The sequence below is a fragment of the Pantoea sp. Ae19-2 genome (genome assembly GCF_059801205.1).
The window spans coordinates 3030255-3055899 of record NZ_JBCHWE010000001.1; the positions used below are offsets into that span (position 1 = coordinate 3030255).

At 52.7% G+C, this 25645-nt stretch carries 23 protein-coding genes; 13 read left to right on the forward strand and 10 right to left on the reverse strand.

Annotation, left to right across the window (positions count from 1 at the left end; genetic code table 11):
* Window positions 1–39: 39 nt before the first annotated feature.
* The 5 genes from pcnB (at window position 40) to panD (ending at window position 4113) form a co-directional block, all read left to right on the forward strand.
* A complete protein-coding gene (pcnB, locus tag AAIE03_RS14095; RefSeq protein WP_206099803.1) occupies window positions 40–1458 on the forward strand; it encodes a polynucleotide adenylyltransferase PcnB in 1419 nt (472 codons plus the stop codon).
* On the forward strand, window positions 1455–1940 hold the full coding sequence (gene folK, locus AAIE03_RS14100; RefSeq protein WP_498563050.1) for a 2-amino-4-hydroxy-6-hydroxymethyldihydropteridine diphosphokinase: 486 nt from the start codon (window positions 1455–1457) through the stop codon (window positions 1938–1940). The genes pcnB and folK overlap by 4 nt, the downstream gene beginning before the upstream one ends.
* A gap of 83 nt (window positions 1941–2023) precedes the next feature.
* A complete protein-coding gene (gene panB, locus AAIE03_RS14105; protein WP_019106435.1) occupies window positions 2024–2818 on the forward strand; it encodes a 3-methyl-2-oxobutanoate hydroxymethyltransferase in 795 nt (264 codons plus the stop codon).
* Between the two features lie 15 nt (window positions 2819–2833).
* Window positions 2834–3688, forward strand: coding sequence for a pantoate--beta-alanine ligase (gene panC / locus AAIE03_RS14110; protein WP_210454186.1), 855 nt, complete (start codon window positions 2834–2836; stop codon window positions 3686–3688).
* A gap of 44 nt (window positions 3689–3732) precedes the next feature.
* Window positions 3733–4113 (forward strand): aspartate 1-decarboxylase, encoded by a 381-nt coding sequence (gene panD / locus AAIE03_RS14115; protein ID WP_013024658.1) that lies wholly within the window; start codon window positions 3733–3735, stop codon window positions 4111–4113.
* Window positions 4114–4168: 55 nt separating this feature from the next.
* Here panD and AAIE03_RS14120 read toward each other — a convergent pair whose 3' ends face one another.
* Both AAIE03_RS14120 and AAIE03_RS14125 read right to left on the reverse strand, forming a co-directional pair.
* The gene (locus AAIE03_RS14120) at window positions 4169–4939 is read right to left on the reverse strand and encodes an ABC transporter permease (RefSeq protein ID WP_013024657.1); all 771 of its coding nucleotides are present in this window, start codon (window positions 4937–4939) and stop codon (window positions 4169–4171) included.
* Complete coding sequence (locus AAIE03_RS14125) at window positions 4936–5862, reverse strand: ABC transporter ATP-binding protein (protein ID WP_013024656.1); 927 nt, start codon at window positions 5860–5862, stop codon at window positions 4936–4938. Before AAIE03_RS14125 ends, AAIE03_RS14120 begins: the two co-directional genes overlap by 4 nt.
* A 106-nt stretch (window positions 5863–5968) precedes the next feature.
* On the opposite strand from AAIE03_RS14125, the gene can reads away from it, so the two are divergent.
* Window positions 5969–6634 carry a carbonate dehydratase gene (gene can, locus AAIE03_RS14130; RefSeq protein WP_014606563.1) on the forward strand — a complete coding sequence of 222 codons (666 nt, stop codon included), beginning with the start codon at window positions 5969–5971 and terminating at the stop codon, window positions 6632–6634.
* 69 nt (window positions 6635–6703) lie between these two features.
* Here the strand turns inward: can and hpt are convergent, their stop codons facing one another.
* Window positions 6704–7240 (reverse strand): hypoxanthine phosphoribosyltransferase, encoded by a 537-nt coding sequence (gene hpt, locus AAIE03_RS14135; RefSeq protein ID WP_013024654.1) that lies wholly within the window; start codon window positions 7238–7240, stop codon window positions 6704–6706.
* Between the two features lie 234 nt (window positions 7241–7474).
* Here hpt and AAIE03_RS14140 point away from each other — a divergent pair, with 234 nt between their 5' ends.
* On the forward strand, window positions 7475–8758 hold the full coding sequence (locus tag AAIE03_RS14140; RefSeq protein WP_498563051.1) for a cystathionine gamma-synthase family protein: 1284 nt from the start codon (window positions 7475–7477) through the stop codon (window positions 8756–8758).
* Here the strand turns inward: AAIE03_RS14140 and cueO are convergent, their stop codons facing one another.
* Window positions 8759–10360, reverse strand: a complete 1602-nt coding sequence (cueO, locus tag AAIE03_RS14145) for a multicopper oxidase CueO (protein ID WP_498563052.1) — start codon at window positions 10358–10360, stop codon at window positions 8759–8761.
* A gap of 158 nt (window positions 10361–10518) precedes the next feature.
* Between cueO and AAIE03_RS14150 the strand changes: the two genes are divergently transcribed.
* From AAIE03_RS14150 to AAIE03_RS14170, 5 genes are all read left to right on the forward strand, one after another.
* A complete protein-coding gene (locus AAIE03_RS14150; RefSeq protein ID WP_014606565.1) occupies window positions 10519–10866 on the forward strand; it encodes a YacC family pilotin-like protein in 348 nt (115 codons plus the stop codon).
* 108 nt (window positions 10867–10974) lie between these two features.
* Window positions 10975–11838, forward strand: coding sequence for a polyamine aminopropyltransferase (gene speE / locus AAIE03_RS14155; protein WP_014606566.1), 864 nt, complete (start codon window positions 10975–10977; stop codon window positions 11836–11838).
* Between the two features lie 27 nt (window positions 11839–11865).
* A complete protein-coding gene (gene speD, locus AAIE03_RS14160; protein WP_013024649.1) occupies window positions 11866–12675 on the forward strand; it encodes an adenosylmethionine decarboxylase in 810 nt (269 codons plus the stop codon).
* Between the two features lie 731 nt (window positions 12676–13406).
* Window positions 13407–14174, forward strand: coding sequence for an alpha/beta fold hydrolase (locus AAIE03_RS14165; protein ID WP_498563053.1), 768 nt, complete (start codon window positions 13407–13409; stop codon window positions 14172–14174).
* A 1-nt stretch (window position 14175) separates the two neighbouring features.
* The gene (locus AAIE03_RS14170) at window positions 14176–15348 is read left to right on the forward strand and encodes a nucleotide disphospho-sugar-binding domain-containing protein (RefSeq protein ID WP_014592934.1); all 1173 of its coding nucleotides are present in this window, start codon (window positions 14176–14178) and stop codon (window positions 15346–15348) included.
* A gap of 52 nt (window positions 15349–15400) precedes the next feature.
* Here the strand turns inward: AAIE03_RS14170 and AAIE03_RS14175 are convergent, their stop codons facing one another.
* The 6 genes from AAIE03_RS14175 to AAIE03_RS14200 form a co-directional block, all read right to left on the reverse strand.
* Window positions 15401–16948 (reverse strand): methyl-accepting chemotaxis protein, encoded by a 1548-nt coding sequence (locus AAIE03_RS14175; RefSeq protein ID WP_013024646.1) that lies wholly within the window; start codon window positions 16946–16948, stop codon window positions 15401–15403.
* A 609-nt stretch (window positions 16949–17557) separates the two neighbouring features.
* Window positions 17558–18826, reverse strand: coding sequence for a D-threonate kinase (dtnK, locus tag AAIE03_RS14180; RefSeq protein ID WP_031283385.1), 1269 nt, complete (start codon window positions 18824–18826; stop codon window positions 17558–17560).
* Window positions 18826–19782: a 2-keto-3-deoxygluconate permease gene (locus AAIE03_RS14185; protein WP_015700944.1), complete on the reverse strand. Its 957-nt coding sequence runs from the start codon at window positions 19780–19782 to the stop codon at window positions 18826–18828. Before AAIE03_RS14185 ends, dtnK begins: the two co-directional genes overlap by 1 nt.
* Window positions 19783–19933: 151 nt before the next feature.
* On the reverse strand, window positions 19934–20296 hold the full coding sequence (yacL, locus tag AAIE03_RS14190; protein WP_013024643.1) for a protein YacL: 363 nt from the start codon (window positions 20294–20296) through the stop codon (window positions 19934–19936).
* 159 nt (window positions 20297–20455) lie between these two features.
* Entirely contained in the window at window positions 20456–23053 is a 2598-nt protein-coding gene (acnB, locus tag AAIE03_RS14195) for a bifunctional aconitate hydratase 2/2-methylisocitrate dehydratase (protein WP_085980279.1), read from the reverse strand.
* 245 nt (window positions 23054–23298) lie between these two features.
* Complete coding sequence (locus AAIE03_RS14200; RefSeq protein WP_013024641.1) at window positions 23299–24297, reverse strand: aldo/keto reductase; 999 nt, start codon at window positions 24295–24297, stop codon at window positions 23299–23301.
* Window positions 24298–24394: 97 nt separating this feature from the next.
* Between AAIE03_RS14200 and AAIE03_RS14205 the strand changes: the two genes are divergently transcribed.
* Complete coding sequence (locus AAIE03_RS14205) at window positions 24395–25315, forward strand: LysR family transcriptional regulator (RefSeq protein ID WP_028714821.1); 921 nt, start codon at window positions 24395–24397, stop codon at window positions 25313–25315.
* Window positions 25316–25645: the final 330 nt, after the last annotated feature.

A 25645-nucleotide genomic window follows, 5' to 3' on the forward strand; every position in this document is an offset into this window, starting at 1 on the left:
ATTTTACCTACACCCTAATTGTCACTGTCGAGGTGTCCCATTTTTACCCGAGTCGCTAATTTTTGCCGGAAAGTCCTGAAGCGTGATGACGAGGAAGCACCAGCAGAGGTTGAACCTGAGAGTCATATGACCATCATTCCTCGTGAAAGCCACACCATCTCACGTAAAGACATCAGCGAAAATGCCCTCAAGGTGCTGTATCGTTTGAATAAAGCCGGTTATGAAGCCTATCTTGTTGGCGGCGGCGTGCGCGATTTGCTGCTGGGACAGAAGCCTAAAGACTTCGACGTGACCACAAACGCCACGCCGGAGCAGATGCGTAAACTGTTCCGCAACTGCCGTCTGGTTGGCCGCCGCTTCCGTCTGGCGCACGTGATGTTCGGGCCGGAAGTGATCGAAGTGGCGACATTCCGCGGTCATCATCAGATTGAAGAGACCAGCGACGATCATAACAATTCTCAGCGTGCCCAGAGCGGTATGCTGCTGCGCGACAATATTTTCGGCAGCATCGAAGATGATGCTCAGCGTCGCGATCTGACGATCAACAGCCTCTATTACAGCGTGGCCGATTTTTCGGTTCGGGATTATGTTGGTGGTCTGAACGATCTGCAGCAAGGTATTATTCGCTTGATTGGCGATCCGGAAACCCGTTATCGCGAAGATCCTGTGCGCATGCTGCGCGTTGCGCGTTTCGCTGCCAAATTAAATATGCGTATTGCGCCTGAAACGGCTGAGCCGATTCCCCGTCTGGCGTCGTTACTTCGTGACGTGCCCGCCGCGCGTCTGTTTGAAGAGTCGCTAAAACTGCTGCAGGCCGGCTATGGTTACAGTACCTGGCTTAAGCTGTGTGAATACCAGTTATTTCAGCCGCTGTTCCCCACGCTGGCCCGTAACTTTACCGAGAACGGCGACAGCCACATGGAGCGCATGCTGGCCCAGGTGCTGAAGAACACGGATAACCGTATTCAAAATGATATGCGGGTTAATCCGGCCTTCCTGTTCGCCGCGATGTTCTGGTATCCACAGCTCGAAGCGGCTGAACGCATTGCGCAGGAAAGTGGCCTGACCTATTACGATGCCTTTGCCCTGGCCATGAACGATACGCTGGACGAAGCCTGCCGTGCGTTAGCCATTCCTAAGCGCATCACATCGTTGATTCGCGACATCTGGCAGTTGCAGCTACGCATGTCTCGTCGCCACGGTAAGCGGGCCTGGAAGCTGATGGAGCATCCTAAGTTCCGTGCTGCTTACGACCTGCTCTCGCTGCGAGCGGAGGTAGAAAACAATCCGGAACTGCTGCGCCTGAGTAAGTGGTGGGGAGAGTTCCAGGTTGCCGCGCCGCCACAGCAGAAAACGATGCTGAATACCCTGGGAGACGATCCGGCCCCGCGCAGCCGTACGCGCCGCCCTCGTCGCCGTTCAACGGCTCCGCGTCGTGATAACAACAACGCCTCATGACCCGGGTTTATCTGGCATTAGGCAGTAACCTTGCCGATCCGCTGCATCAGATTGATGCAGCGCTCTCAGCCCTGGACGCTCTCCCTGAGACTCAACGCGTAGCTACCTCCCCCTTTTACCGCACGCCGCCCTATGGCCCACCCGACCAGCCGGACTACCTTAATTCAGCGGTAGCGCTTGAAACCACGCTCACTGCCGAGGCGCTCCTGGATCAAACCCAGCGAATTGAACGGGAACATGGTCGCGTTCGCAAAGCCGAGCGCTGGGGCCCGCGCACGCTGGATATTGATATCATGCTGTTTGGTACAGCCAGCCTCAACAGCGATCGGCTGATCGTGCCGCATTACGACCTGCTTAATCGCGCATTTATGCTGGTACCGCTGCTGGCGATTGCGCCCAATCTGCACCTGCCTGATGGCCGCCCGCTTCAGCCGCTTCTGGCCAGACTTGACTGCTCCAGCATCCGTCCCTGGCACAGTTGATCATCTATTCACACGTCACAGATTCCGCTCAGCAACGCGATACAGTAAAATGCGTCCATCTGAATTTCTGAGTTGAGAGCGCCATGAAACCCACCACCATTTCTCATTTGCGTCAGTGGAAAGAAAGCGGCAAAAAATTCGCGACCCTGACCGCCTACGAGTTTAGTTTCGCCCGGCTATTTGCCGATGAGGGCATTCAGGTGCTACTGGTAGGCGACTCGCTGGGAATGACCGTACAGGGCCATGATTCGACGTTGCCTGTAACGGTAAGCGATATCGCCTACCATACCGCAGCGGTGCGTCGGGGTGCGCCTCAGTCGCTCTTACTGGCTGACCTGCCCTTCATGAGTTATGCCACGCCAGAGCAAACCTTTAATAACGCAGCGCAGCTCATGCGAGCCGGAGCCAATATGGTGAAGCTGGAAGGCGGCGCATGGCTGGCAGAGAGCGTACGCATGCTGACGGAGCGCGCCGTGCCGGTATGTGGCCATCTGGGATTAACGCCGCAGTCTGTGAATATTTTTGGCGGTTATAAAGTACAGGGGCGCGATGAAGCAGGCGCGGAGCAGCTTCTGGCTGATGCGCTGGCTATCGAAGCGGCGGGGGCTCAGCTGCTGGTGCTGGAATGTGTCCCTGTTGCGCTGGCGCAGCGCGTGACCCAGGCGCTGGCGATTCCGGTGATTGGTATCGGCGCAGGTAACGTTACCGACGGTCAGATACTGGTCATGCATGACGCCCTGGGGATCACCGGCGGGCACGTGCCCAAATTTGCGAAAAACTTTCTGGCTGAGACCGGCGACATCCGGGCGGCCATCCGCCGCTATATTGCTGAAGTTGAAGCAGGAAGCTATCCCGCTGTTGAACACAGTTTCCAGTAATTCAGGAGAATTGCCGTGCTGATCATCGACACTCTGCCTATGTTGCGACGTGACGTTCGTCGCTGGCGCGAGCAAGGTAAACGTATCGCGCTGGTGCCGACAATGGGCAACCTGCACGAAGGGCATTTAACGCTGGTCGACGAGGCGCGTGAACGGGGTGATATCGTTATCGTGTCCATTTTCGTCAACCCCATGCAGTTTGATCGTCCTGACGATTTGGCTCGCTATCCGCGTACGCTCCAGGAGGATTGCGAGAAGCTCAACCGTCACGGCGTCGATGTCGTGTTTGCGCCCTCACCTGCCGAGGTTTATCCCCAGGGGCTGGCGAATCAGACGTTCGTAGAGGTCCCGGTGTTGTCATCGCTGCTGGAAGGCGCGAGCCGTCCCGGCCATTTTCGCGGCGTCGCGACCATCGTCAGCAAGTTGTTTAATCTGGTTCAGCCCGATATTGCCTGCTTCGGTGAGAAAGATTTTCAGCAGTTAGCCATCATTCGTAAAATGGTGGCGGATATGGGGTTCGACATCGAGATTGTCGGTGTGCCCACCGTCCGTGCCAAAGATGGCCTGGCACTCAGCTCACGCAACGGCTATCTCACTGACGATGAACGCAAGCTGGCCCCCGGTTTGAGTCAGGTAATGAATGAAATGGCCGCCCGACTGGCTAATGGCGAGCGGCAGATTAACGATATTATTGATGCCGCGAATCTGTCGCTGCAGGAAAAAGGATTGCGCCCGGATGGCCTGGCAATCTGCGATGCAGAAACGCTAGCCCCTCTGACGGTGGACAGTCAGCGTGCCGTGGTTTTAATGGCGGCCTGGCTGGGGAACGCACGGCTGATCGATAATCAACAGGTCGACCTCACGCAGTAAAGGCTGCAGGTCGTATTTTTGGCTGTATAACAAGGTTTCTGACTATGATTCGCACGGTTTTACAAGGCAAATTGCATCGCGTGAAGGTGACGCAGGCAGACCTCAACTATGAAGGCTCCTGCGCCATCGATCAGGATTTCCTTGATGCTTCTGGCATCCTGCAATACGAAGCCATCGATATTTACAACGTGACCAACGGTCAGCGTTTCTCTACCTATGCTATCGCCGCCGAACGAGGTTCAAAAATCATTTCGGTCAACGGCGCAGCGGCGCGCTGTGCCTGTGAAGGCGATATCCTGATTATCTGCTCCTATGTGCAGGTTGAAGATGCAGAAGCCCGTCAGTGGAAGCCCAACGTGGCCTACTTTGAAGGGGATAATCAGATGAAGCGCCTGGCGAAAGCCTTGCCGGTACAGTTGGCGTAAGCCCGGCCCACATAAAAAAGCAGCGATATCGCTGCTTTTTTTGTCCGTCATGGCATCAGGTACGCAATCCGCGCCCGCGCTGAATCAGGAAGTAGACCGCGATATAGAACACCACGATAAAGGCAATCAGTACCGATAAGGTCAGTGCCAGCGGAACATCGTGGATGCCGAGGAAACCAAAGCGGAAGCCGCTTATCATGTACACCACCGGGTTCAGCTTTGAAATGGCTTGCCACACGGGCGGTAACAGCGTCAGCGAATAAAACACGCCGCCCAGGTAAGTTAATGGCGTCAGTACAAAGGTCGGTATCAGGCTGATATCGTCAAAGGTACGGGCAAACACCGCGTTAATCAGGCCGGCCAGCGAAAACAGCACGGCAGTGAGCAGCAGCGTGACGGCAACCATCATCCATGAATGAACATGGAAAGGGACAAAAAACAGCGACACCGCCGTAACCAGCACACCGACACAAACGCCGCGTGCCACACCGCCACCGACATAGCCCGCAATGATGATGTGCGTCGGCACCGGTGCCACCAGCAGCTCTTCGATATTGCGCTGAAACTTGGCGCTAAAAAACGAGGAAGCCACGTTGGCATAGGCGTTGGTGATCACCGACATCATAATCAGGCCAGGCACAATAAACTGCATGTAGCTGAACCCATTCATATCGCCGATACGCGCACCAATAAGGTTGCCGAAGATAATAAAATACAGCGTCATGGTGATAACGGGTGGCACCAGCGTCTGAATCCAGATACGGGCGAAGCGGTTCACCTCCCTGGCCCAGATGCTCTTTAACGCCACCCAGTACAAATGTGTCATGCTTTAGCTCCTGTTTTTCCTTGCGTCAGGCCGACGAACAGCTCTTCCAGACGATTCGCTTTGTTGCGCATACTCAGTACCTGCACGCCCTGAGCGCTGAGCTGGCTAAATACACTGTTCAGCCCCTGCTCACGTAGGACTTCGACCTCCAGCGTCGATGTATCGACCAGGCGATACTGGAAACCTTCCAGCGACGGCAGCGGACTGCGCGGGGCCAGATCCAGGATAAAGGTTTCCGATTTCAGCTTTGACAGCAGAGATTTCATTGAGGTGTTTTCCACCAGCTCGCCATTTTGAATAATGCCGATGTTGCGGCACAGCATTTCTGCCTCTTCAAGATAGTGAGTGGTCAGAATGATAGTGGTGCCCTGCGCGTTCAGATCTTTCAAAAACACCCACATCGAGCGGCGCAGTTCAATATCGACCCCGGCGGTAGGTTCATCCAGAATCAGCAGCTTGGGCGCATGCATCAGGGCGCGGGCAATCATCAAACGACGTTTCATGCCACCGGACAACATCCGCGCGCGCTCGTTGCGTTTTTCCCACAGGTCGAGTTGCTTCAGGTGCTTTTCCGCACGTTGCAGGGCTTCACGACGCTCAACGCCATAGTAACCGGCCTGATTCACTACGATCTGCATGACCGTTTCAAACGGGTTAAAGTTAAACTCCTGTGGGACAAGGCCCAACTGGCGTTTGGCGTTCACTACGTCTTTTTCCAGATCGTAGCCAAAAACCCTGACGCTGCCCTCAGACTTATTCACCAGCGAACTGATAATGCCGATAGTGGTCGATTTACCCGCGCCGTTAGGCCCTAAAAGCGCATAAAAATCACCGGCTTCGACGTTCAGATCGATGCCCTTGAGCGCCTGTACGCCGCCGGGATAGGTCTTGGTCAGCCGGGAAAGTTCCAGTGCATAGGTCATTCTGAATACATACCCTGTTGTATGGCATTGTAATGCCGTTTGAATTTAGGAAGCCTTCGCCTATAGTACGCGCACGCAAATGCGCAGTAACAGGTTGCTTAACGCCATGACAGATATTGATACCCTGATCAGTAATAACCGCGAATGGTCCACATTACTGGTCAAAGAAGATCCCGGCTTTTTTGAGCGACTGGCTCAGGCGCAAAAACCGCGTTTCCTCTGGATTGGCTGTTCAGACAGCCGCGTGCCCGCCGAACGCCTTACCGGCCTTGAGCCCGGCGAACTGTTTGTTCATCGCAACGTCGCCAACCTGGTCATTCATACCGACCTCAACTGCCTTTCTGTGGTGCAGTACGCGGTAGAGGTGTTAGAAGTTGAACATATCATCGTGTGCGGCCACTATGGCTGCGGTGGTGTTCAGGCCGCTATGGATAACCCGGAGCTGGGTCTCATAGATAACTGGCTGCTGCACATTCGCGATCTCTGGTACAAGCATAGCGTGTTACTGGGGGAACTCCCGCCGGATAAACGCCTGGATAAACTTTGCGAAATCAACGTTGTTGAGCAGGTTTATAATCTTGGGCATTCCACGATTCTGCAATCCGCCTGGAAACGTGGACGCAAAGTGTCGCTCCATGGCTGGGTTTACGGTATCCAGGATGGCTGCCTGCGCAATCTTGATGTGACAGCAAGCAGCCGGGAGAATCTTGAACAACGCTATCGTCACGGCATGGCTAATCTGTTAGTTAAGGGCGATTTTCAGCGCCAGTAACGCTGTTGCGCGACAAGCCTACACGAAACGACGGGCTCAGGCCTTGGAAGAATGTGCGGTCAACGGCATTCAGTCTTCGAGCGGCACCACTTTGCCGATGTAAGGCAGGTGGCGATAATGTTGCGCATAATCAATACCAAAGCCCACCACAAACTCATCGGGAATAGAAAAGCCGACGTATTCAACGTTGACGTTGACTTCCCGACGTTCAGGCTTATCCAGCAGCGTACAAATCGCCAGGGATTTTGGCTCACGCAAGCGCAGGATTTCACGCACTTTCGAAAGCGTGTTACCGGAGTCGATAATGTCTTCGACAATTAAAACATCTTTGCCGCGAATATCTTCATCCAGGTCTTTCAGGATTTTCACATCCCGGGTCGTGGACATACCGCTGCCGTAACTGGATGCGGTCATAAAATCCACTTCGTGCGGAACGTCAATGACGCGGCATAAATCAGCCATAAACATAAATGAGCCACGAAGTAGCCCCACCAGCACCATATCACTGCCGCTGTCGCGGTAATGGTCGGTGATTTCTTTGCCCAGTTCAGCGATGCGCGCGGCGATTGCCTGTTCAGGGATCATTACGTCAACAGTATGTTTCATTGCCTTTTGCCCGGTAGCTCACAAAGCCACGCAGTCTATCATAGTAGAAAGGCGTACTGATGCCGCGCGGAAAAAGCAAACGTTTACGTGTAGTAAAAATCTTCACCTGTCGTCTGGCAGTTGCACAGTCAGCATTACCTTAGAACAACACAGCATTTAACAGCATTAATTGCTGCATGATAGGATTTTATCAACATATCGTTATGCAGTTAACGACCTTATTGGGAGATCTCAATGACTTCACCCTCAAGTAAGAAAACGCACGTTGGCGATCGTCAACTGCATCCTGAAACCCAGATGCTGAATTATGGCTACGATCCTCGCCTGTCGGAAGGTGCCGTGAAGCCGCCCGTGTTTCTTACCTCTACCTTTGTTTTCGACAGCGCAGAAGAAGGCCGCGACTTTTTCGACTATGTTTCAGGCCGTCGTCAGCCTCCGGAAGGCAAAAGCGGCGGACTGGTTTATTCCCGCTTTAATCATCCCAACAGCGAGATCGTAGAAGATCGCCTGGCCATTTACGAACAGGCGGAAAGCTGTGCCCTGTTTGCTTCCGGTATGGCGGCTATCTCGACAACGCTGTTAACCTTTGCACGACCGGGAAAAGTCATTCTGCATTCGCAGCCGCTGTATGGCGGCACGGAAACGTTGCTGAGTAAGACACTGCACAATCTGGACATTCAGGCGGTCGGCTTCAGCGACGGACACGATGAAGCAAAAGTGCGTGATGCGGCTCATCGTGCGATGGCGCAGGGGCGCGTCGCGATGATTCTGGTGGAAACCCCGGCGAATCCCACCAACAGCCTGGTGAATATTGCGCTGATGGGGCGCATCGCCGACGAGATCGATCGGCATCAGGGTTCGCGTCCGGTCATCGCCTGTGATAACACCTTGCTGGGCCCGATTTTTCAACAGCCGCTGACGCTGGGGGCGGACTTATCGCTGTATTCTCTGACGAAATATGTCGGCGGGCACTCTGACCTGATCGCTGGCGCGGTGATGGGTAAGAAAACGCTGATGACGCAAATTCGCGCCCTGCGCAGCGCTATCGGTACGCAACTGGATCCGCACTCAAGCTGGATGATTGGCCGTTCACTGGAAACGCTGTCGCTGCGCATGGAAAAAGCCTTTCGCAATGCCGAAGCCGTTGCCGCCTTTCTGCAGCCGCATCCTAAGGTAGCAGCGTTGCACTGGTTGCCCTATCTGGATGCAGAAAGCCCCGCGGGCAAAACGTATCGCGAGCAGTGCAGCGGCGCCGGCTCGACCTTCTCTTTTGATATCGTGGGCGGACAACCTGCCGCGTTTCGCTTTCTCAATGCGCTTGCGTTGTTTAAGCAGGCCGTTAGCTTGGGCGGCACCGAGTCACTTGCCAGCCATCCCGGCACAACCACGCATTCTGGCGTGCCGGATGCAGTCCGTGAGCGCATCGGTATTACCGACGCGACGATACGCTTATCGATCGGCATCGAACATGCCGGAGATCTGGTAGAAGACATCCGACTGGCCCTTGAACAAGCCTGATCAGGTCACGGTGAAGCCCAGCATCATCCCGGTATCTTCATGCTCCAGCAAATGGCAGTGGGCCATATAAGCATGATCGGCGGCGGCGGCGTGATTGAAACGCACCAGTACTTCACTGCGCCAGCCGTCGACATTCACCATGTCTTTCCATCCCTGACGATGGGCGGCGGGCGGTTTGCCGTTTTCTGAAAGAATACGGAACTGCGTACCGTGAATATGAAAAGGATGCAGCATGCTGTCGCCTTCGCCGGAAATGGTCCATTTTTCCACGGCGCCCTGCTTCACATTGAAGGCGGGACGCGTCATATCAAATGCCAGACCGTTAATTTTATTGCCATTATGGAAATCATAGGCGGCAGCGGACATTGCGCCATGGTCCATATTTTGGTGATCCATCGTCTCTGCGCCGCTGTCATGTTTCATCCCGCTCGCGTCGTTGCCCATTGGCATAGCGTGCTGCCCTCCTTTGCCCATGGCTTTCTCACCGTAACGCGCCATTAACGCCTGCATACCGTGCTGATCCAACTGGGGATCCATACTGAGCTGCAGCCAGCGCGTTGTCAGGCCTTCTGTTTTTGGCACAGCTGGCAGCGTGGCGAGCTGGTCGGGTAAAGTTGCACTGGCCATGATCCGCAGCGGCAAGATATTCACCAGCGGCAGGGGGCGATCGAAAGGTGCCAGCGTCATGCCCATTTGCGTGACCGGCAGCGTAACGATATCAAAGGCGTTGCCGTCAGAGGTATCGACCATGATCTCAAAACGCTCACCAGGGAGCAGCGGAAGTGAATCCACTTTCACCGGCTCCGACAGCAGCCCACCGTCACTGGCGATAACATACAGGGGACGTTTGTCGCTGGCCGCGATATGCAGCGAACGGGCATTGCAGCCGTTAAGCAGGCGCAGACGTAGCCAGCCACGCGGCACGGCGTGCTGCGGATACTGCACGCCATTCGTCAGCATCATGTCGCCAAACCAGCCCACCGCCGCCCGCATCACGTCAAGTTGATAATCGATATGCTCGCCAGACTGACTCAGCAGCTTATCCTGAAAGATAAGCGGTACATCGTCGGTGCCCCACTGGCTGGGCAGCCGGAGCGTACCTGACGGCTGATCCTCCAGCAAAATTAACCCCGCCAGGCCCTGAGCGACCTGATGGCCGGTTTTGCCGTGTAGATGCGGATGATACCAGCAGGTTGCCGCAGGCTGATCCGGGGTAAAGGTCACCTGACGCATCGCACCCGGCGCAATGACGCCCTGTGGGCCGCCGTCTACCTCACCGGGAATGTCCAGCCCGTGCCAGTGAAGCGTCGTCGCTTCTTTAAGCCGGTTATGAATGTTGATGGTGGCTGTCGTACCGCGCTTCAGGCGAATGGCCGGGCCCAGCAGGCTGCCATTGTAGCCCCAGGTGGGTACGGCTTTCCCCTGCCACTGCGTCGTGCCCTCCATCGCCGTCAGGCTGTACAGGCCATTCGCATCCGCCTCCAGCAACGCGGGGATAAGAAGCGGCGGTCGGGTAGCGGCCATGAGCGAGCGGCTCCAGAGCGGCAGCGCACCCGCCGCGCCCAGTGCCGCGCTGAGTTTCAAAAAGTGGCGACGTTGCATAATCAGCATCCTTGTAACGAAATTACCTGAAGCCTAAACCCTGCCCTTATGGCAAGGTCAAGCATAGCCGGACAGAATGCCCCGAAAAGCGTAAATTGATCGAAAATCTTTACATAACTGTGCTAACGTCTTAAGACAATTATCTGATGAGAATAACTATGAAGAAAAGCATCAAGATCCTGCTGCTGGCGGGACTCTTCGGCTTCTCCTCCACCAGCTTTGCCCTGAGCGAATCCGAAGCAGAAGATCTTGCCGATCTCACTGCCGTATTCGTTTATTTAAAAAATGATTGTGGCTACCAGGATTTGCCCGATGCGCAGATTCGTAAGGCGTTGGTGTTTTTTGCTCAGCAGAACCGCTGGGACTTAAGCAATTACAACAACTACAACATGAAAGCCCTCGGCGAAGCCAGCTATCGTGATTTAAGCGGCATCGCGATTGCTAATGACCAAAAATGTAAGTCGTTGGCCCGGGATTCTCTCAGCCTGCTTGCTTATGTAAAGTAGCGCGCCAGCCCGCTCTCCCACCAGACATTTGCCCGTGCAAGGACTATCATAGTTAGCTATGATGTCCCGCCGATTTTCGGGGTGATGTCACGAAAGGAGAGCTTCATCATGGCCCAAAATGAGATGTGGTATGAAACACTTCATGCCGGCTTTGGCCAGTATTTTACCGTCGATAAACAGCTTTATCGGGATAAAACGGCCCACCAGGATTTAATCATCTTTGAAAACGCGGCCATGGGTCGCGTCATGGCGCTGGATGGCGTGGTGCAAACAACCGAACGTGATGAGTTTATCTATCACGAGATGATGACGCACGTGCCGTTGCTGGCTCACGGCTCGGCAAAAAGCGTGCTGATCATCGGCGGCGGCGACGGTGCCATGTTGCGCGAAGTGTCCCGCCACGCTGATATCCAAAAAATCACAATGGTCGAGATTGATGCTGGCGTGGTCACCTTTTGCCGTCAGTATTTGCCCAATCACAGTGCCGGCGCTTACGACGATCCGCGTCTCAATCTGGTTATCGATGACGGCGTGAATTTCGTCAATCACACCACTGAAAAGTTTGACGTTATTATCTCAGACTGTACCGATCCCATCGGTCCGGGCGAAAGCCTGTTTACCTCTGAATTCTATGCAGGCTGTAAAAAAGCCCTGAATGAGAACGGTATTTTCGTTGCACAAAACGGCGTCTGCTTCCTGCAGCAGGATGAGGCAGTGAACAGCCATCGTAAACTCAGCCACTACTTCCAGGATGTCAGCTTTTATCAGGCGGCTATCCCGACCTACTATGGCGGGATCATGACGTTTGCCTGGGCCAGCGACAATCCTGCTTTGCGCCAGCCCGACGCGGCCCTGTTACAGGCGCGTTTCGAAGCCTCTGGCTTGCGCTGCCGTTACTATACACCGGCGATTCATACTGGCAGCTTTGCCCTGCCACAATATCTGTTGAATGCACTGGAAGACCCGCGCTGACTGGGCATTTATAAGGGGTGAATAAAATTGCAAAAGCTAAAACTACATGGCTTCAATAACCTGACCAAAAGCCTGAGTTTTTGTATCTACGATATTTGCTATGCAAATACTGAAGCTGAACGTGATGGGTATATTGCTTATATCGATGAGCAATATAATGCCAATCGCCTGACAGAAATTCTGACCGAAACCTGTTCCATCATTGGCGCAAATGTCCTGAATATTGCCCGTCAGGATTATGAGCCACAGGGTGCCAGCGTGACCATTCTGGTCAGTGAGGAACCCATCGATCCCAAAGATATTGATACGTCAGAACATCCGGGTCCGCTGCCCAACTCCGTCGTTGCGCACCTTGATAAGAGTCATATCTGTGTACATACCTATCCAGAGAGCCACCCAGAAGGCGGCCTTTGCACCTTCCGTGCCGACATCGAAGTATCGACCTGTGGCGTGATCTCCCCTCTTAAGGCGCTTAATTATCTGATTCATCAGCTGGAGTCAGACATCGTCACGGTGGATTATCGCGTGCGCGGCTTCACGCGTGACGTGAACGGCGTGAAACATTTTATCGACCATGAAATCAATTCTATTCAGAACTTTATGTCTGAAGACATGAAGGGCATGTACGACATGGTGGATGTTAACGTTTACCAGGAAAACATCTTTCACACCAAGATGTTATTAAAAGAGTTCGATTTAAAACACTATCTTTTCAATACCCGCCCTGAAGATCTGACGCCTCAGGAGCATAAACGTATTACCGACCTGCTGTGGAAGGAAATGCGTGAGATTTACTACGGCAGAAATATTCCGTCAGTGGGATTAAAAACGTACTAGTCACCCTACCGCTGCCCTGCCCCCTGCGTTGGGGGCCATTTTCTCCTTCGTCATTATCCATGCCTCTTCCCGTTTCAACCAGAACAGGACTTATTATGCGCTGCAAACCAGGATGGCCGCCGTCCGGTTAATTTGCCTCTTCTGGTGGCTTTATCGCCTGGTGGCCGCGAGCACTTTTCTTGTAATACGCGCAGAACCCCGCGTCTCACTTTCTCCTGCTCAGCGCTGTCATCGCTGCCCTCCTCCGGCCGTTCTTGTCTCTTTTCCGCTACAACACAGGTATTAATTCAAATATTCAGTACTAAACACTAAAAAACCAATCCAGATCCGTCAAAATCATTAATTTAGTTAACATGAATTTATGTAATGAAAATGATGTGACATAACAAACTGCATCGCTTTACGCCACGCTAACCAATGCTTTTTCCATGAGGAAGATCACATTATATCGCAAGAAAACATAAGCTTAATTTTTGATTAAAAGTAAGCCATTTAAGGTTAGTCATCTAAAACCTCATTAAAAACCTTAACTATCATAGGCATAAAAATAATCCCATTAAAAAAACCAATAAAACATAAAAATAACTTAATGATCACATCACCCTGTGATATACATTAAAAAAATTTACTTTTCGCGGGTAATCGTTGGTAAGGAGAGTGATATGAGTCACGCATACTCTGTTATAAACATAAACAAACTTAACGTTTATGTGGAATTAGTGAAATGCAGCGTGCCCACACGTAACAGGACCATCCTGATAAATGGCGCGCTGGCGACCTCGTCTTCCTTTCGGAACTGGAAGCGGTTTCTGGCGGATAAATCAGATGTGATTACGTTCGATCTGCCTTTTTCCGGCAAATCGAAACCCTACAATGAGCAGGACTGTAATATCGTTACGCTGGATGATGAAGTGGCGATCATTCGGGAAATTATTTCAATCTATAAGCCTAACATTATTGCCTCTGCTTCGTGGGGCGGCGCATCGACGCTGAAGCTGTTAAATAACGGCGAAGATGGCCTGGAACACGCCATTATTGCGTCTTACTCTTTCGAATTTAACGATCGAATGCGCACCTACGTTAAACAGGCAAATCTGTACTCAAAAGAGAAAAAATTTGTCGATCTTGCGCATTTGATGAACGAAGAAGTCGGCGCCTATTTGCCGAACAAAATGAAATTCTGCAATTTCAGACACCTCACCACGCTGGATGAAATTGAGTACCGCCAGGGGCGCTTCCACCTTGAGCAAATCGCTAATATTCGCAATCATGACTACAAAAGTATTATCGATAATTCGGCATGTCAGTTTCACTTTATCAATGGCGATCTGGATATTCATACGCCGCAGAAAAACATTGAAGAGATTTGCGGCGAGTCGGACAAAACCTGCTTTTATCAGATCAGAGATGCGGGACACTTTTTAGATCTGGAAGGAAAAGTTAGCCGGGAGCGTACGGCTTCCGCCTTTAACACCATTTTTAACCAGATTGGTGTCTGAAATGAAAGTGATCATTGGCGCACTCGGCTCAGCTGGCGATGTCTTTCCCTGTATCGAAATTGGATCGCTTCTGAAAGAAAAAAATCACGATGTTTATTTGCTCGCTAACGATTACTTCAGGTCAGAAGCCGTTTCACGCGGACTTTCCTTTGTTGCGGTGGGCGATAAAGAAACGTACGTCAACGCGGTACAGGACCGTTCGCTGTGGGAAAAAAAGCACTCTCTGAAACGTATCTCACACTATATGGCGGAACAGCAGGAAGCCATGTTCAATGCCATGAGCGCCCTTGTGGATGATGACTGCATTATCATCCATTCTTTATGGTGCTTCGCTGCAAAAGCGGTAAGTGACAAATATCAGATTAAGAAATATGCAATCAGCCTGACCAATTCAAATTTAAAATTGCAGCCCGGGCGCGTGATTAACGCGCTGGAAAAAGGCCTGCGAGTGAATCTGAACTGGAAACTGGCCTTATTTCAACGCGCACTGGTGTCACCCGCACTTCAGGATACGCTGGACAAATTACGCCGCGACAATCACCTGCCCGCCTGTCGAAATATTTATGCTGACTGGGTGAGCGGTGGACAGCGTTCGATCGTGTTATATGAACCCTGGTTCTATCAGAAAAAAGCGCGTAACGGGTTTTACGCTGGTTTTATGCTTAATAAAAGCCGTGCATCAACGGATGACGAACAGATTACCGCCTTTATTGACTCCCGGACGGTGGTGTTTTTTACCAGTTGGGCACTGGCTGAGAAAAAGTCCGTTAGCCAGATATTGCAGGACTTAAAAGCTGAGGGGTTAAAATGCGTACTTGTTACGCCAACAGCAACCGCCTTGTCGGTGAACGATGACGTGATGACCGTACCTCAACTGAATATTGCCCTTGTCGAAACGTGCTTATTTGCCATTCATCATGGCGGTATTGGCACCACCGCGCAGTTACTCAAGAATGGCGTTCCCCAACTGATCTATCCCCGCGCGTTCGATCAGTTTGAAAACGCCCGTGCACTTGAGCGGCTGGCCTGTGGGCTGAAAGGAAAAGGGATAAAGGAAATCCGGAAAATGGCGGCGCTTTCACGCCATAAGAAACATAATTGCGATTACTACGCGGCGCAATTTGATAAAGCGGGCAATAAAGGTCACGAACTGGAAAACTTTCTGACCCGTTAAGCCATCCGGCACAGCCAGCCAGGCATGATTTACCCTGGCTGGCCGATGGGCATCAGATCTGAAACGCGGCCGTTAATACTCTCAGGCTCCTTGCCTGTTCCGTTAACGACTGAGATGCAGAAGCGGACTGTTCGACCAACGCCGCGTTGCTCTGCGTTACGCTGTCCATTTGGGTCACAGCCACGCTGACCTGCGAAACGCCCTGCATTTGTTCTACCGATGCCAGAGCCAGCCCATCCATATATTGTGCCAGCGAGGCGACCTCGCTCGCGGCTTTAAGAATACTGTGTGCCGTATTATCTGCCGCTTTTACGCCTTTCTCGACGCCACTGACGGCTTCTTCAATCAGGGTGCCGATTTCTCGTGACGACGAGGCGCTGCGTTGAGCCAGCGTCCGGACTTCGCTCGCCACCACGGCAAAACCGCGACCATGTTCACCTGCTCTTGCTGCTTCAACGGCGGCATTCAGCGCCAGAATGTTCGTCTGAAACGCGATGCTCTGAATGACCGCCGTAATCTCTTTGACCTTGGCCGCACTCACCGAAATGCTGTGCATGGTCTGACTCATTTCATTGACGGCTTTTTCACTGGCGCGGGTCAGCGATTCCGTCTCGCGAGCCGAAGAGGCGGTGGATTCTGCGACGGAAGTGTTATTGCGCACGGTAGCGGTAATCTGCTCCATACTGGCTGCAGTCTGCTGCAACGCGGCAGCCTGCTCCTCCGTGCGGGAAGAGAGCTCTGTATTTCCCTGTGCAATTTCGCTGGCTGCCAGTTCAACCGACGCAGCGGAATCTTTGATCTGAGAAACCAGTGTCCGCAGATGATTTTGCATATTGGCCAGCGCCGCAAGCAGCTTGCCGGTCTCATCCTTTCGATCCACGGTAATGACGGAGGTCAGGTCGCCCCGGGCGATGGTATCAGCCGTATTCACCGCCAGCGTCAGAGGACGGGAAATGCTACGGGAAATAAGCAGTCCCAGCACCAATGAGATGGCTGTCGAAAGCACCAGCCCGCCTGTTAACGTCATTCTGGTCTTTGTACGCTCAGTGATTAACTCGTCTGCACGGGCCTGCAGCAACGATTTTTCAGTGGCAATCATTGACTCAATGACAGAGCGCATCGCATCCATTTGAACTTTCCCTTCACCCGAGGCAAAGAGCTCAAAAAAGCGCTGCTGATCCAGCGAGCCCTGATTCAGGCGTTCGCGCGCATCGATCACCTTTTGGGCATAGGTTTCCAGCCAGGCCTTTTGTCTGTTTTCCAAATCAACTAAACGTTTCTGCTGTTCCGGATTATCCTGGGTCAGCTGATGCGTACTCTCTATATATCGACTGAATGCCTGTTTTCCTTCATTAAACGGGACCAGCATCTGCGGTTTGCCGTTGAGCGCAAAACCACGCACGCCCGTCTCCATATTAAGCAGGTTTTCGGTGGCCTTGTTTAATCCTTCAACAACCTGATAAGTATGAATATTAAGCTGGCTGGCTTGTGTTACCCGGCCAAACCCGGCATAAAACATGCCACAAACGACAATCATGACCAGCGTAATCGCGCCAAATGCAATATAGAGTCGTGTTCTGATAGATGTGTTGCTGAGCATAATTTCTCCGCGAGTGGAAAAAAATAAATAAATTCCATTAATTAACTGAGACTAATGGCAAAAACATTAATAATCAGGCATGTAAATTTAATGAAAAGCCTGTTAACGCACCCAAAAATGAGTGACGCCAATATAAACGCATTAATGTCCAGTTGATTATTAACGCAGTTGCTGAAATTTCCACTGCGTTACCTTTTTAATTTTAAGCCACTTCAAAAAATCGCAGAGATGCTTATCTATCACTATGCAGCTTCAGCGGAGCGTGAATTAACCCACCGAAATAAAAAAGATTAAAATCAAAGGCTTTTAAAAGAGATGAGAATGAAAATGCTTACAACATTGCGTTGAAGGAATAAAGTGCAACGTTAATTTGACTTAGCGCCATCGCATTATTAACCAATTAAATGTTATCACTCATGTCAAAACCGCCTGTCATCTCCTCATCTTTTTGGTGAAAGGTTATATTTTAATAAAACAGAACATCGCGCGCGGCGTTAAATATTGCCCTGTGCCCCGTGCTCTTAATACAAATCACCCCTACCTTGTGCTCTCTGAAATCGATTTTAACCTGCACATCGACTGCAACGTCGCCGATGTACAGGCCCGGGCTTAGGGTTGGAGATACAACTCTTCTATGTAGTGCAGGGCTTCGCATAGCGTACTGTCTGTGCCAAATCCCCCCGCCTTGGTAATAACCGGCAGGTCATCAATTTCACTGTTCACGAAGGTGCCGCAGGGGATACAGGGAGCGACTTCGCTCTGAATACGATAACCTTCAGCGCCCAATGCGTTAGCCACCGCAATAGCGATGTCCCCACCGGTGAGAAAAAGGCCGCCGGTACGAGCACGATCGAGAATCGCCAACGTGATTTCTCCCAGCCGCTGACTCAGCTTTTCACCTAAGGCTTCACGACTCAGTTCGTAGTGCGCGGTCAGAGCATCAATCTGATTACGATCGTCAACGCTACTGCTGGTCTGAAGAACACAGTGCCTGTTCTGCATCAGAATCTCGCACGCCTGGGCCACGATATGCTCGCACTCATCTTTAGGCCCCAGAAGGGTTTGTACCGCAATTCTGACAACGTCAACGCGTCCTGAGCGCTGCGCCTGCTCAACCTGACGTCGGGTCATTTCACTCATTGAGCCTGCCACCACCAATACGGGCAGAGTTTGATGCATAGTCATGTAACTTTCAGCCGGAAGTGCATTCGCCAGCCCCGCCGCACCGACCAATAAAGGGGGCTGGGTCATGGCCAGGGCGGCCTGGGCAATTAGCGTCAGATCGTTATCATTTTCGGCATCCATGACCACGATGCCCCCTCCCTGCCGGGCCAGACTTTCAAGCCGGGCACGTAGCTCACCGCCTCTTACCACGTCCAGCGACATTTCACTCACCGGCAGACGAGTCTGTAAGCCGATAAGCGTACTGATTCGCGACGAAATAATCGGGGTGCGAGGATCGCTGGCAAACTCTGTCTCCAGCAACGGACGCTGGTGCACCAGGCACTCACCCTGGCGCGTGATGCGGCCTGCCGAAGGTATGGCCGCGGCAACGATCGCCAGCGTGGCACCACTTGCCGCCATAGCCGCGGCAATCTCCGCCCCGGGGTTCCCCCGCAAGGTCGAGTCGATTTTTTTATAAATCAGTACGTTATTTTGCGTCGTGCCCAGCCAGGCAGAAAGCGCCTGAGTAACGGCAATGCTCGCCTGCTCTGCGCTAAGCGCCCGGCTATCCGTGTTGATGACGAGTACGTCAGTCCGCCGCGAGGGTTTCTGCTGTGGCGTCAGCATCACTTCGGTGCGTGCGCCCTTTTTAGCCAACTGGACACCGGTATCGTTTGCGCCCGTAAAATCGTCGGCGATGACAAGCATTTTCATCATAACTTCTCCGTGGATGACAGCGATCGCTGCTGATTACTCTTTGCCACCCATGAGGTCAGCATGGGCGTTAAAATTGCGGTAACAATGACCGACGTCGCGACCAGCGGCGTGGCCGACGCAACGACGTCCGCCAGGGCGGGATCGGCGTGAGCAATAGCAACAGGCGTGGCGACAGCATTGCCCGCCGTGCTGGATGCCGCCGCGCCGGCAATTCCGCTGCCACCTAACAAGCGATCGACTTTTATATTAAAGAAGCCGCCGACGAGCGTGGTTAAGCCCCCCAGAACAATGCCAGCCAGCCCGCCTTTGAGCAGCATGGCAAAATCAATGCTGGCGCCCAACGCAAAGGCAAAGAAGGGAATCAGTATCGGGCCGCCCTGAGACAAAAAATCGCGCATTTTTGGATCGAGATTACCGAGCAACATGCCCAGCAGCATGGGGACGATCACCACCACCACCGACATGACAGGAATATTTGCCATCCCTGCCGCGCCCAGGGCAATCATGGTGAGTACCGGACCATCGTTAAGGGAGATCACGGGGGTCGCGCCGACTTCATTGTCCTGGCCAAACTCCCCCGCAAGCGCAGCATAAAGGCCGCCATTCGTATTGCTCATGGCCGAAATGACGGCGACCGACGTCAGTCCCCACAGCCCCTCCGCGCCAAAAAAGGTATCCACAGCAAAGCCCACGGCCACAGCAACAAGAAACTTGCTTGCCGTGACGCCACCGCCTATCAACAAGGCTTTGGGTGCCGCTTTGATATATATCCCTGCGCCCATACAAAACAAAAATGCCCCAATCAGAGCAGGTGCACCTTCTTTAAAAAGCGCGGTGGTAAAGCCGCCCACCTGTAAGGCTTCGGGCGCGAGCGTATTCACGATGGCCCCTAAAACCAGCGGGACAACCATCATACCGCCCGGGATTTTTTCAACTGTTGCTTTAATATCCATATTATCACCATTATGATTAATTATAATCACCATGATGATATTAAATCATTAAGAGGAAAATTGCGGCATGAATCGCAGAATAGCGCGCGGTTAGTTGAGCATAATCAATCAATACGGAGGGGAACCACAGGGCCTGCAATACTCACCGGTATTATCTGTTTTGCATGAAGCGCCGCCAGGCAGCAATGACCGCCAGAAAATCTTCCATACCGCAGAAGCACAAGCTTTCTTCATCGTAATAATTCATGCCCTCTTCCATTTCATCGCCTTCAAAATTCAGCGTATTCGCGCGGACAATCACCTCTTCGTCATCCATCCACAGCGTGTATTCCCGCCCGATACGTTGCCACTGACGTTCACTTCCTTTTAATTTATGGGCTTCCGCTTCCACCTCATCCAGCACGCTGGCATCGTGCTCGACCTCTTCATTAAACCAGTGGCCCAGTGCTTCATGTCCCATCGACATACGAACTTTCACTTTGCCCGTGATGTCACGTAGAAATTCATACTCCATGATCTTATCTCTTTATCAGTCACTCGCGCTGTTATACCGCTATTTTCATTACCATGCACCTGCTTAGCGCACACATCCGGCTTCCTTCAGGACACTTTTCAGGCATAAAAAAAAGAGGAACGCCAGAGCGTCCCTCTTAAATGGACCAACGGTCAGCAATCAGACGGCGGTCTGGAAAATCACGCCATCCGCTTTTTCAGTGTACTGGCTCAACTGGTCAAAGTTGAGATAGCGATAGGTATCGCTAGCCGTTTTATCCACCTGCGCCATAAACTGCTGATACTCATCTGGCGTTGGCAGCTTACCTAACAGTGATGAGACCGCCGCCAGCTCCGCAGAAGCCAGGTAGACGTTAGCCCCTGTACCCAAACGGTTCGGGAAGTTACGGGTTGAGGTCGAAACGACCGTTGCGCCATCGGCGACACGTGCCTGGTTACCCATGCACAGTGAACAACCCGGGATCTCGATACGCGCACCGCTCTTACCGAACACGCTGTAGTAGCCTTCTTCCGTCAGCTGAGCCGCATCCATTTTGGTCGGTGGTGCGACCCACAAACGGGTTGGCAGCTGGCCTTTGTGGCTGTCCAGCAACTTACCTGCCGCGCGGAAGTGACCGATGTTGGTCATGCACGAACCGATAAAGACTTCATCAATCTTCTCGCCCTGCACATCTGACAGCAGACGCGCATCGTCGGGATCGTTTGGCGCGCACAGAATCGGCTCTTTGATCTCCGCCAGATCGATGTCAATCACCGCAGCATATTCTGCATCGGCGTCGGCTTCGAGCAGCTGTGGATCCGCCAGCCATTTCTCCATGCCTTCGATACGGCGCTCAAGCGTACGACGATCGCCGTAGCCTTCTGAGATCATCCATTTCAGCAGGACAATGTTAGATGTCAGATACTCTTTGATCGGCGCCTGATCCAGCTTGATGGTACAGCCTGCAGCAGAACGCTCAGCAGACGCATCGGTCAGTTCGAACGCCTGCTCCACTTTCAGATCGGGCAGACCTTCAATTTCAAGGATGCGACCGGAGAAGATGTTCTTCTTGCCTTTCTTCTCAACGGTTAACAGGCCCTGCTTAATCGCATACAGCGGAATGGCGTGAACCAGATCGCGCAGCGTAATGCCGGGCTGCATTTTACCTTTGAAACGTACCAGTACCGATTCCGGCATATCCAGTGGCATAACGCCGGTCGCTGCCGCAAAGGCAACCAGACCCGAACCTGCCGGGAAGGAAATACCGATTGGGAAGCGGGTGTGGGAATCGCCACCGGTGCCGACGGTATCCGGCAGCAGCATACGGTTCAGCCAGGAGTGAATCACGCCATCCCCCGGACGCAGGGAAACGCCGCCACGGTTCATGATGAAGTCTGGCAGCGTGTGGTGTGTGTTCACATCGACTGGCTTAGGATAAGCCGCCGTGTGACAGAACGACTGCATCACCAGATCGGCAGAGAAGCCCAGACATGCCAGGTCTTTCAGCTCGTCGCGGGTCATAGGACCGGTGGTATCCTGCGAGCCCACCGAGGTCATTTTCGGTTCGCAATAGGCACCCGGACGGACGCCGTCAACGCCACAGGCGCGGCCAACCATTTTCTGCGCCAGTGAGTAGCCGCGTGAGCTTTCCGCCACGTCTTTCGCGATACGGAACACGGTGCTGACAGGCAGCCCCAGGGATTCACGCGCTTTGCTGGTCAGGCCACGACCGATGATCAGTGGAATACGGCCACCGGCACGCACTTCATCAATCAGCACGTCGGTTTTCAGTTCAAAACTGGCCAGCAGATCGCCGGTTTCGTGATTGCGCACTTCGCCTTTAAAAGGATAGATATCAATGACATCACCCATATTCAGGTCGTTCACATCCACTTCGATCGGCAGCGCGCCGGCATCTTCCATGGTGTTGAAGAAGATAGGCGCAATCTTGCCGCCCAGAACAACACCACCGCCTTTTTTATTCGGCACGTTAGGGATGTCATCGCCCATAAACCACAGCACCGAGTTGGTGGCCGATTTACGGGATGAACCTGTGCCCACAACGTCGCCCACATAGGCCAGCGGGAAACCTTTAGCCTGCAGTGCTTCGATCTGTTTGATCGGACCGATGTTGCCTGACTCATCCGGCTCAATGCCTTCACGGGCATTTTTCAGCATCGCCAGGGCATGCAGTGGGATATCAGGACGTGACCAGGCATCCGGTGCCGGAGACAGGTCATCGGTGTTGGTTTCACCCGTGACTTTGAAAACCGTAACGGTAATTTTTTCAGCCAGCTCAGGACGTGACAGATACCATTCGGCATCCGCCCACGACTGCATCACCTGCTTCGCGTGTGGATTGCCTGCTTTGGCTTTTTCTTCAACGTCGTAAAAGCTGTCAAACATCAGCAACGTGTGGGAAAGCGCTTTTGCCGCAATCGGTGCGAGTTTCGCATCATCTAATGCTTCAATCAGAGGATGGATGTTGTAGCCGCCCTGCATGGTACCGAGCAGTTCAACAGCTTTTTCAGGAGATACCAGAGGAGAGGTTGTTTCGCCTTTGGCGACAGCAGCCAGGAAACCTGCTTTAACATACGCCGCTTCATCGACGCCGGGTGGTACGCGGTTGACCAACAAATCGGTCAAAAATTCTTCTTCACCCGCAGGTGGATTTTTTAGCAGTTCAACCAGCGCGGCCATTTGGGAAGCATCTAATGGCTTAGGTACGATCCCTTGGGCAGCACGCTCGGCAACGTGCTTACGGTATTCTTCTAGCACGACGTTCTCCTCGCTCTCATTGTATGGGTTTCCGGTGCACCCTGATGACAACGCATTCCATGAGTAGGGTAAGGTGCCCGGTTCCGCGTGGGGCAGCATAGCAGGATTTAACCGCCTTGTTAATCTGTTTACAAAAAAGCAACATTAGGGTTTTCTGTAGCAGAATGCGCTAACTAATCCGGTGTAAACGGAAAAAAAGCAGGGCGTAAAGCCCCGCCTGCTAACACAGTCATACCCGATTACGTTTAGCGGTCGATCATACCGTATTCTGCATTGGCGTAGCGCTCACCGCGAATGTTTTCCGGGGCAAACACAGTATCCAGCATGTCGATGTCGACCTTTTTCAGCGCAACTGACGCGGCGGCACAGTTTTCTTCCAGATGGTGGACTTTGCTTGCTCCCGGAATAGGCACGATATCCTCACCCTTCGCTAAAACCCACGCCAGTGCCAGTTGAGCCGCAGAAATACCATAACCCCGCGCCATCTCCATCAGTTGATCCACTAACTTTTGGTTATGTTGCTGTGACTGCTGCTGGAAACGCGGCAAGCCACGGCGGAAATCATGCGGATCAAGGTCGGTCACCGCTGCCAGCTTACCGGTCAGAAAACCGCGGCCCAGAGGGCTGTATGGCACGAAACCGACGTTAAGTTCGCGGCAGGTAGCAAGAATGCCCTGCTCGGGGTCGCGAGTCCAAAGTGAGTACTCGCTTTGTAAGGCCGAAATCGGATGTACGGCACAGGCACGGCGCAGCGTGGCGGCAGACACTTCCGACAGGCCGAGGTAGCGCACTTTTCCCTCATTAATTAAATCTGCCATCGTGCCCACCACGTCTTCGATCGGCACCGCGGGATCGAAACGATGTTGATAAAGCAGGTCAATATGATCGGTGCCGAGACGCGTCAAAGATCCTTCTACTGCCTCGCGAATATGCTGTGGCTGACTGTTCACACCGGTCATGTTCTCCCAGCCCTGACCGGCACCGCTAATGCTAAAACCAAATTTCGTCGCAACGGTCACGCTATCACGGCGGCCTTTAAGGGCTTTTGCAATCAGCGCTTCGTTTGTGAAGGGCCCGTAGATCTCAGCGGTATCCAGAAAATTAATGCCCAGTTCAAATGCGCGGGAGAGCGTATTCAATGCCTGCGACTCATCCGTGTTGCCATAGGCGAAGGTCATGCCCATGCAGCCCAGCCCGAGTGCCGATACCTGTAAACCCTGATTACCTAATTGACGTTGTTGCATGACATCTTCCTCATTATTGCGATGTTATTGTTATAATCCTCATCAATCGCAACAACAATTGTGCTTAATTTTCTAATTCAGTGAGAAAAACTCATCAATGACGCTATACCGGGCAACGCTTCAGGAACTGGAAATGTTTTGTGCGATTGCGCACCATCGTAGCTTTCGCAAAGCCGCGCAGGCGCGTAACGTCACGCCCTCGGCACTCAGCCATGCAATGCGCCATTTCGAGCAGCGGCTCGGCGTGAGGCTGCTTAACCGCACCACTCGCAACGTTTCCCTGACCGAAGCGGGCGCGCATTTTCTCCAGCGTATTCAACCCGCGCTGGTCGAACTCTCTCAGGCCGTGGATGAACTTAATGACTGGCGGGCGCGTCCACACGGCAAGCTGAAACTCAATATGCCGCGTTCTGCTGAAACACTGTTCTTTGAAAGCTTGATTCTGCCGTTTATCCAGCGCTATCCGGAAATCACGCTGGAAATTGACAGTAATGATGCGCTGGTCGATATTCTGGAAGCGGGTTTTGATGCAGGCATTCGCTATGGCGATGTGCTGGCACAGGATATGATTGCCCTGCCCTTTGGCCCGGCAATGCGCACTCTGGTTGTCGCAAGCCCGGCCTTAATCGAACGTCATGGCGCACCACAAACGCCGGATGAACTGCTTGCATTTCCCTGCATCGAACGCCGCTTCCCCAGTGGCCGACGCTATCGCTGGGAATTCTGGCACGCGGGGCAAAGGCAGGAGGTTGCGGTCAGTGGCCCGCTGGTGCTGGATAACAACGAGCGGATTTTGCAGGCCGCCCTTTCAGGGGCAGGGATCGCCTTCTTACAGGAAGCCGTGGTCAGCGCCCATCTGCAGCGCGGCGCACTCGTTGAACTGCTCAGTGGCTTTACCCAACATGCAGATGGCTTCTGGCTGTATTATCCTGGCAGGCGTTATGTCTCTGCGCCGTTGCGGCATTTTATTGACTGGCTACGCCTTAATAATAACGAAGCAGGCAATCATAAAAATTGAATAACAACGCGATCTCGCGTTAAAAAAATTAAAAAGGCGCCAAAAAGTAAATATAAAACCTTTTTAATCAGGACGTATTAACCTCTGACGATCTTATTAATGGTTCACTAAATAATCCAATAAAATATAAAGAGACTCTGAAATAATACATGCGCAGACTGCGGTTGGGCTCATGAATCATTCTGCCTGACGTGAAAATCTGAGGTGGAAAGAGGCAGGAACCGCTCACAATAATTTTAACGCGTGCGAGCGGGGAAACCCTGATACCTCAACACTGCAAGCCCTAACCCCTCTCACGATAAAAATCAAGAGAGGTGCCACCATCAAGTC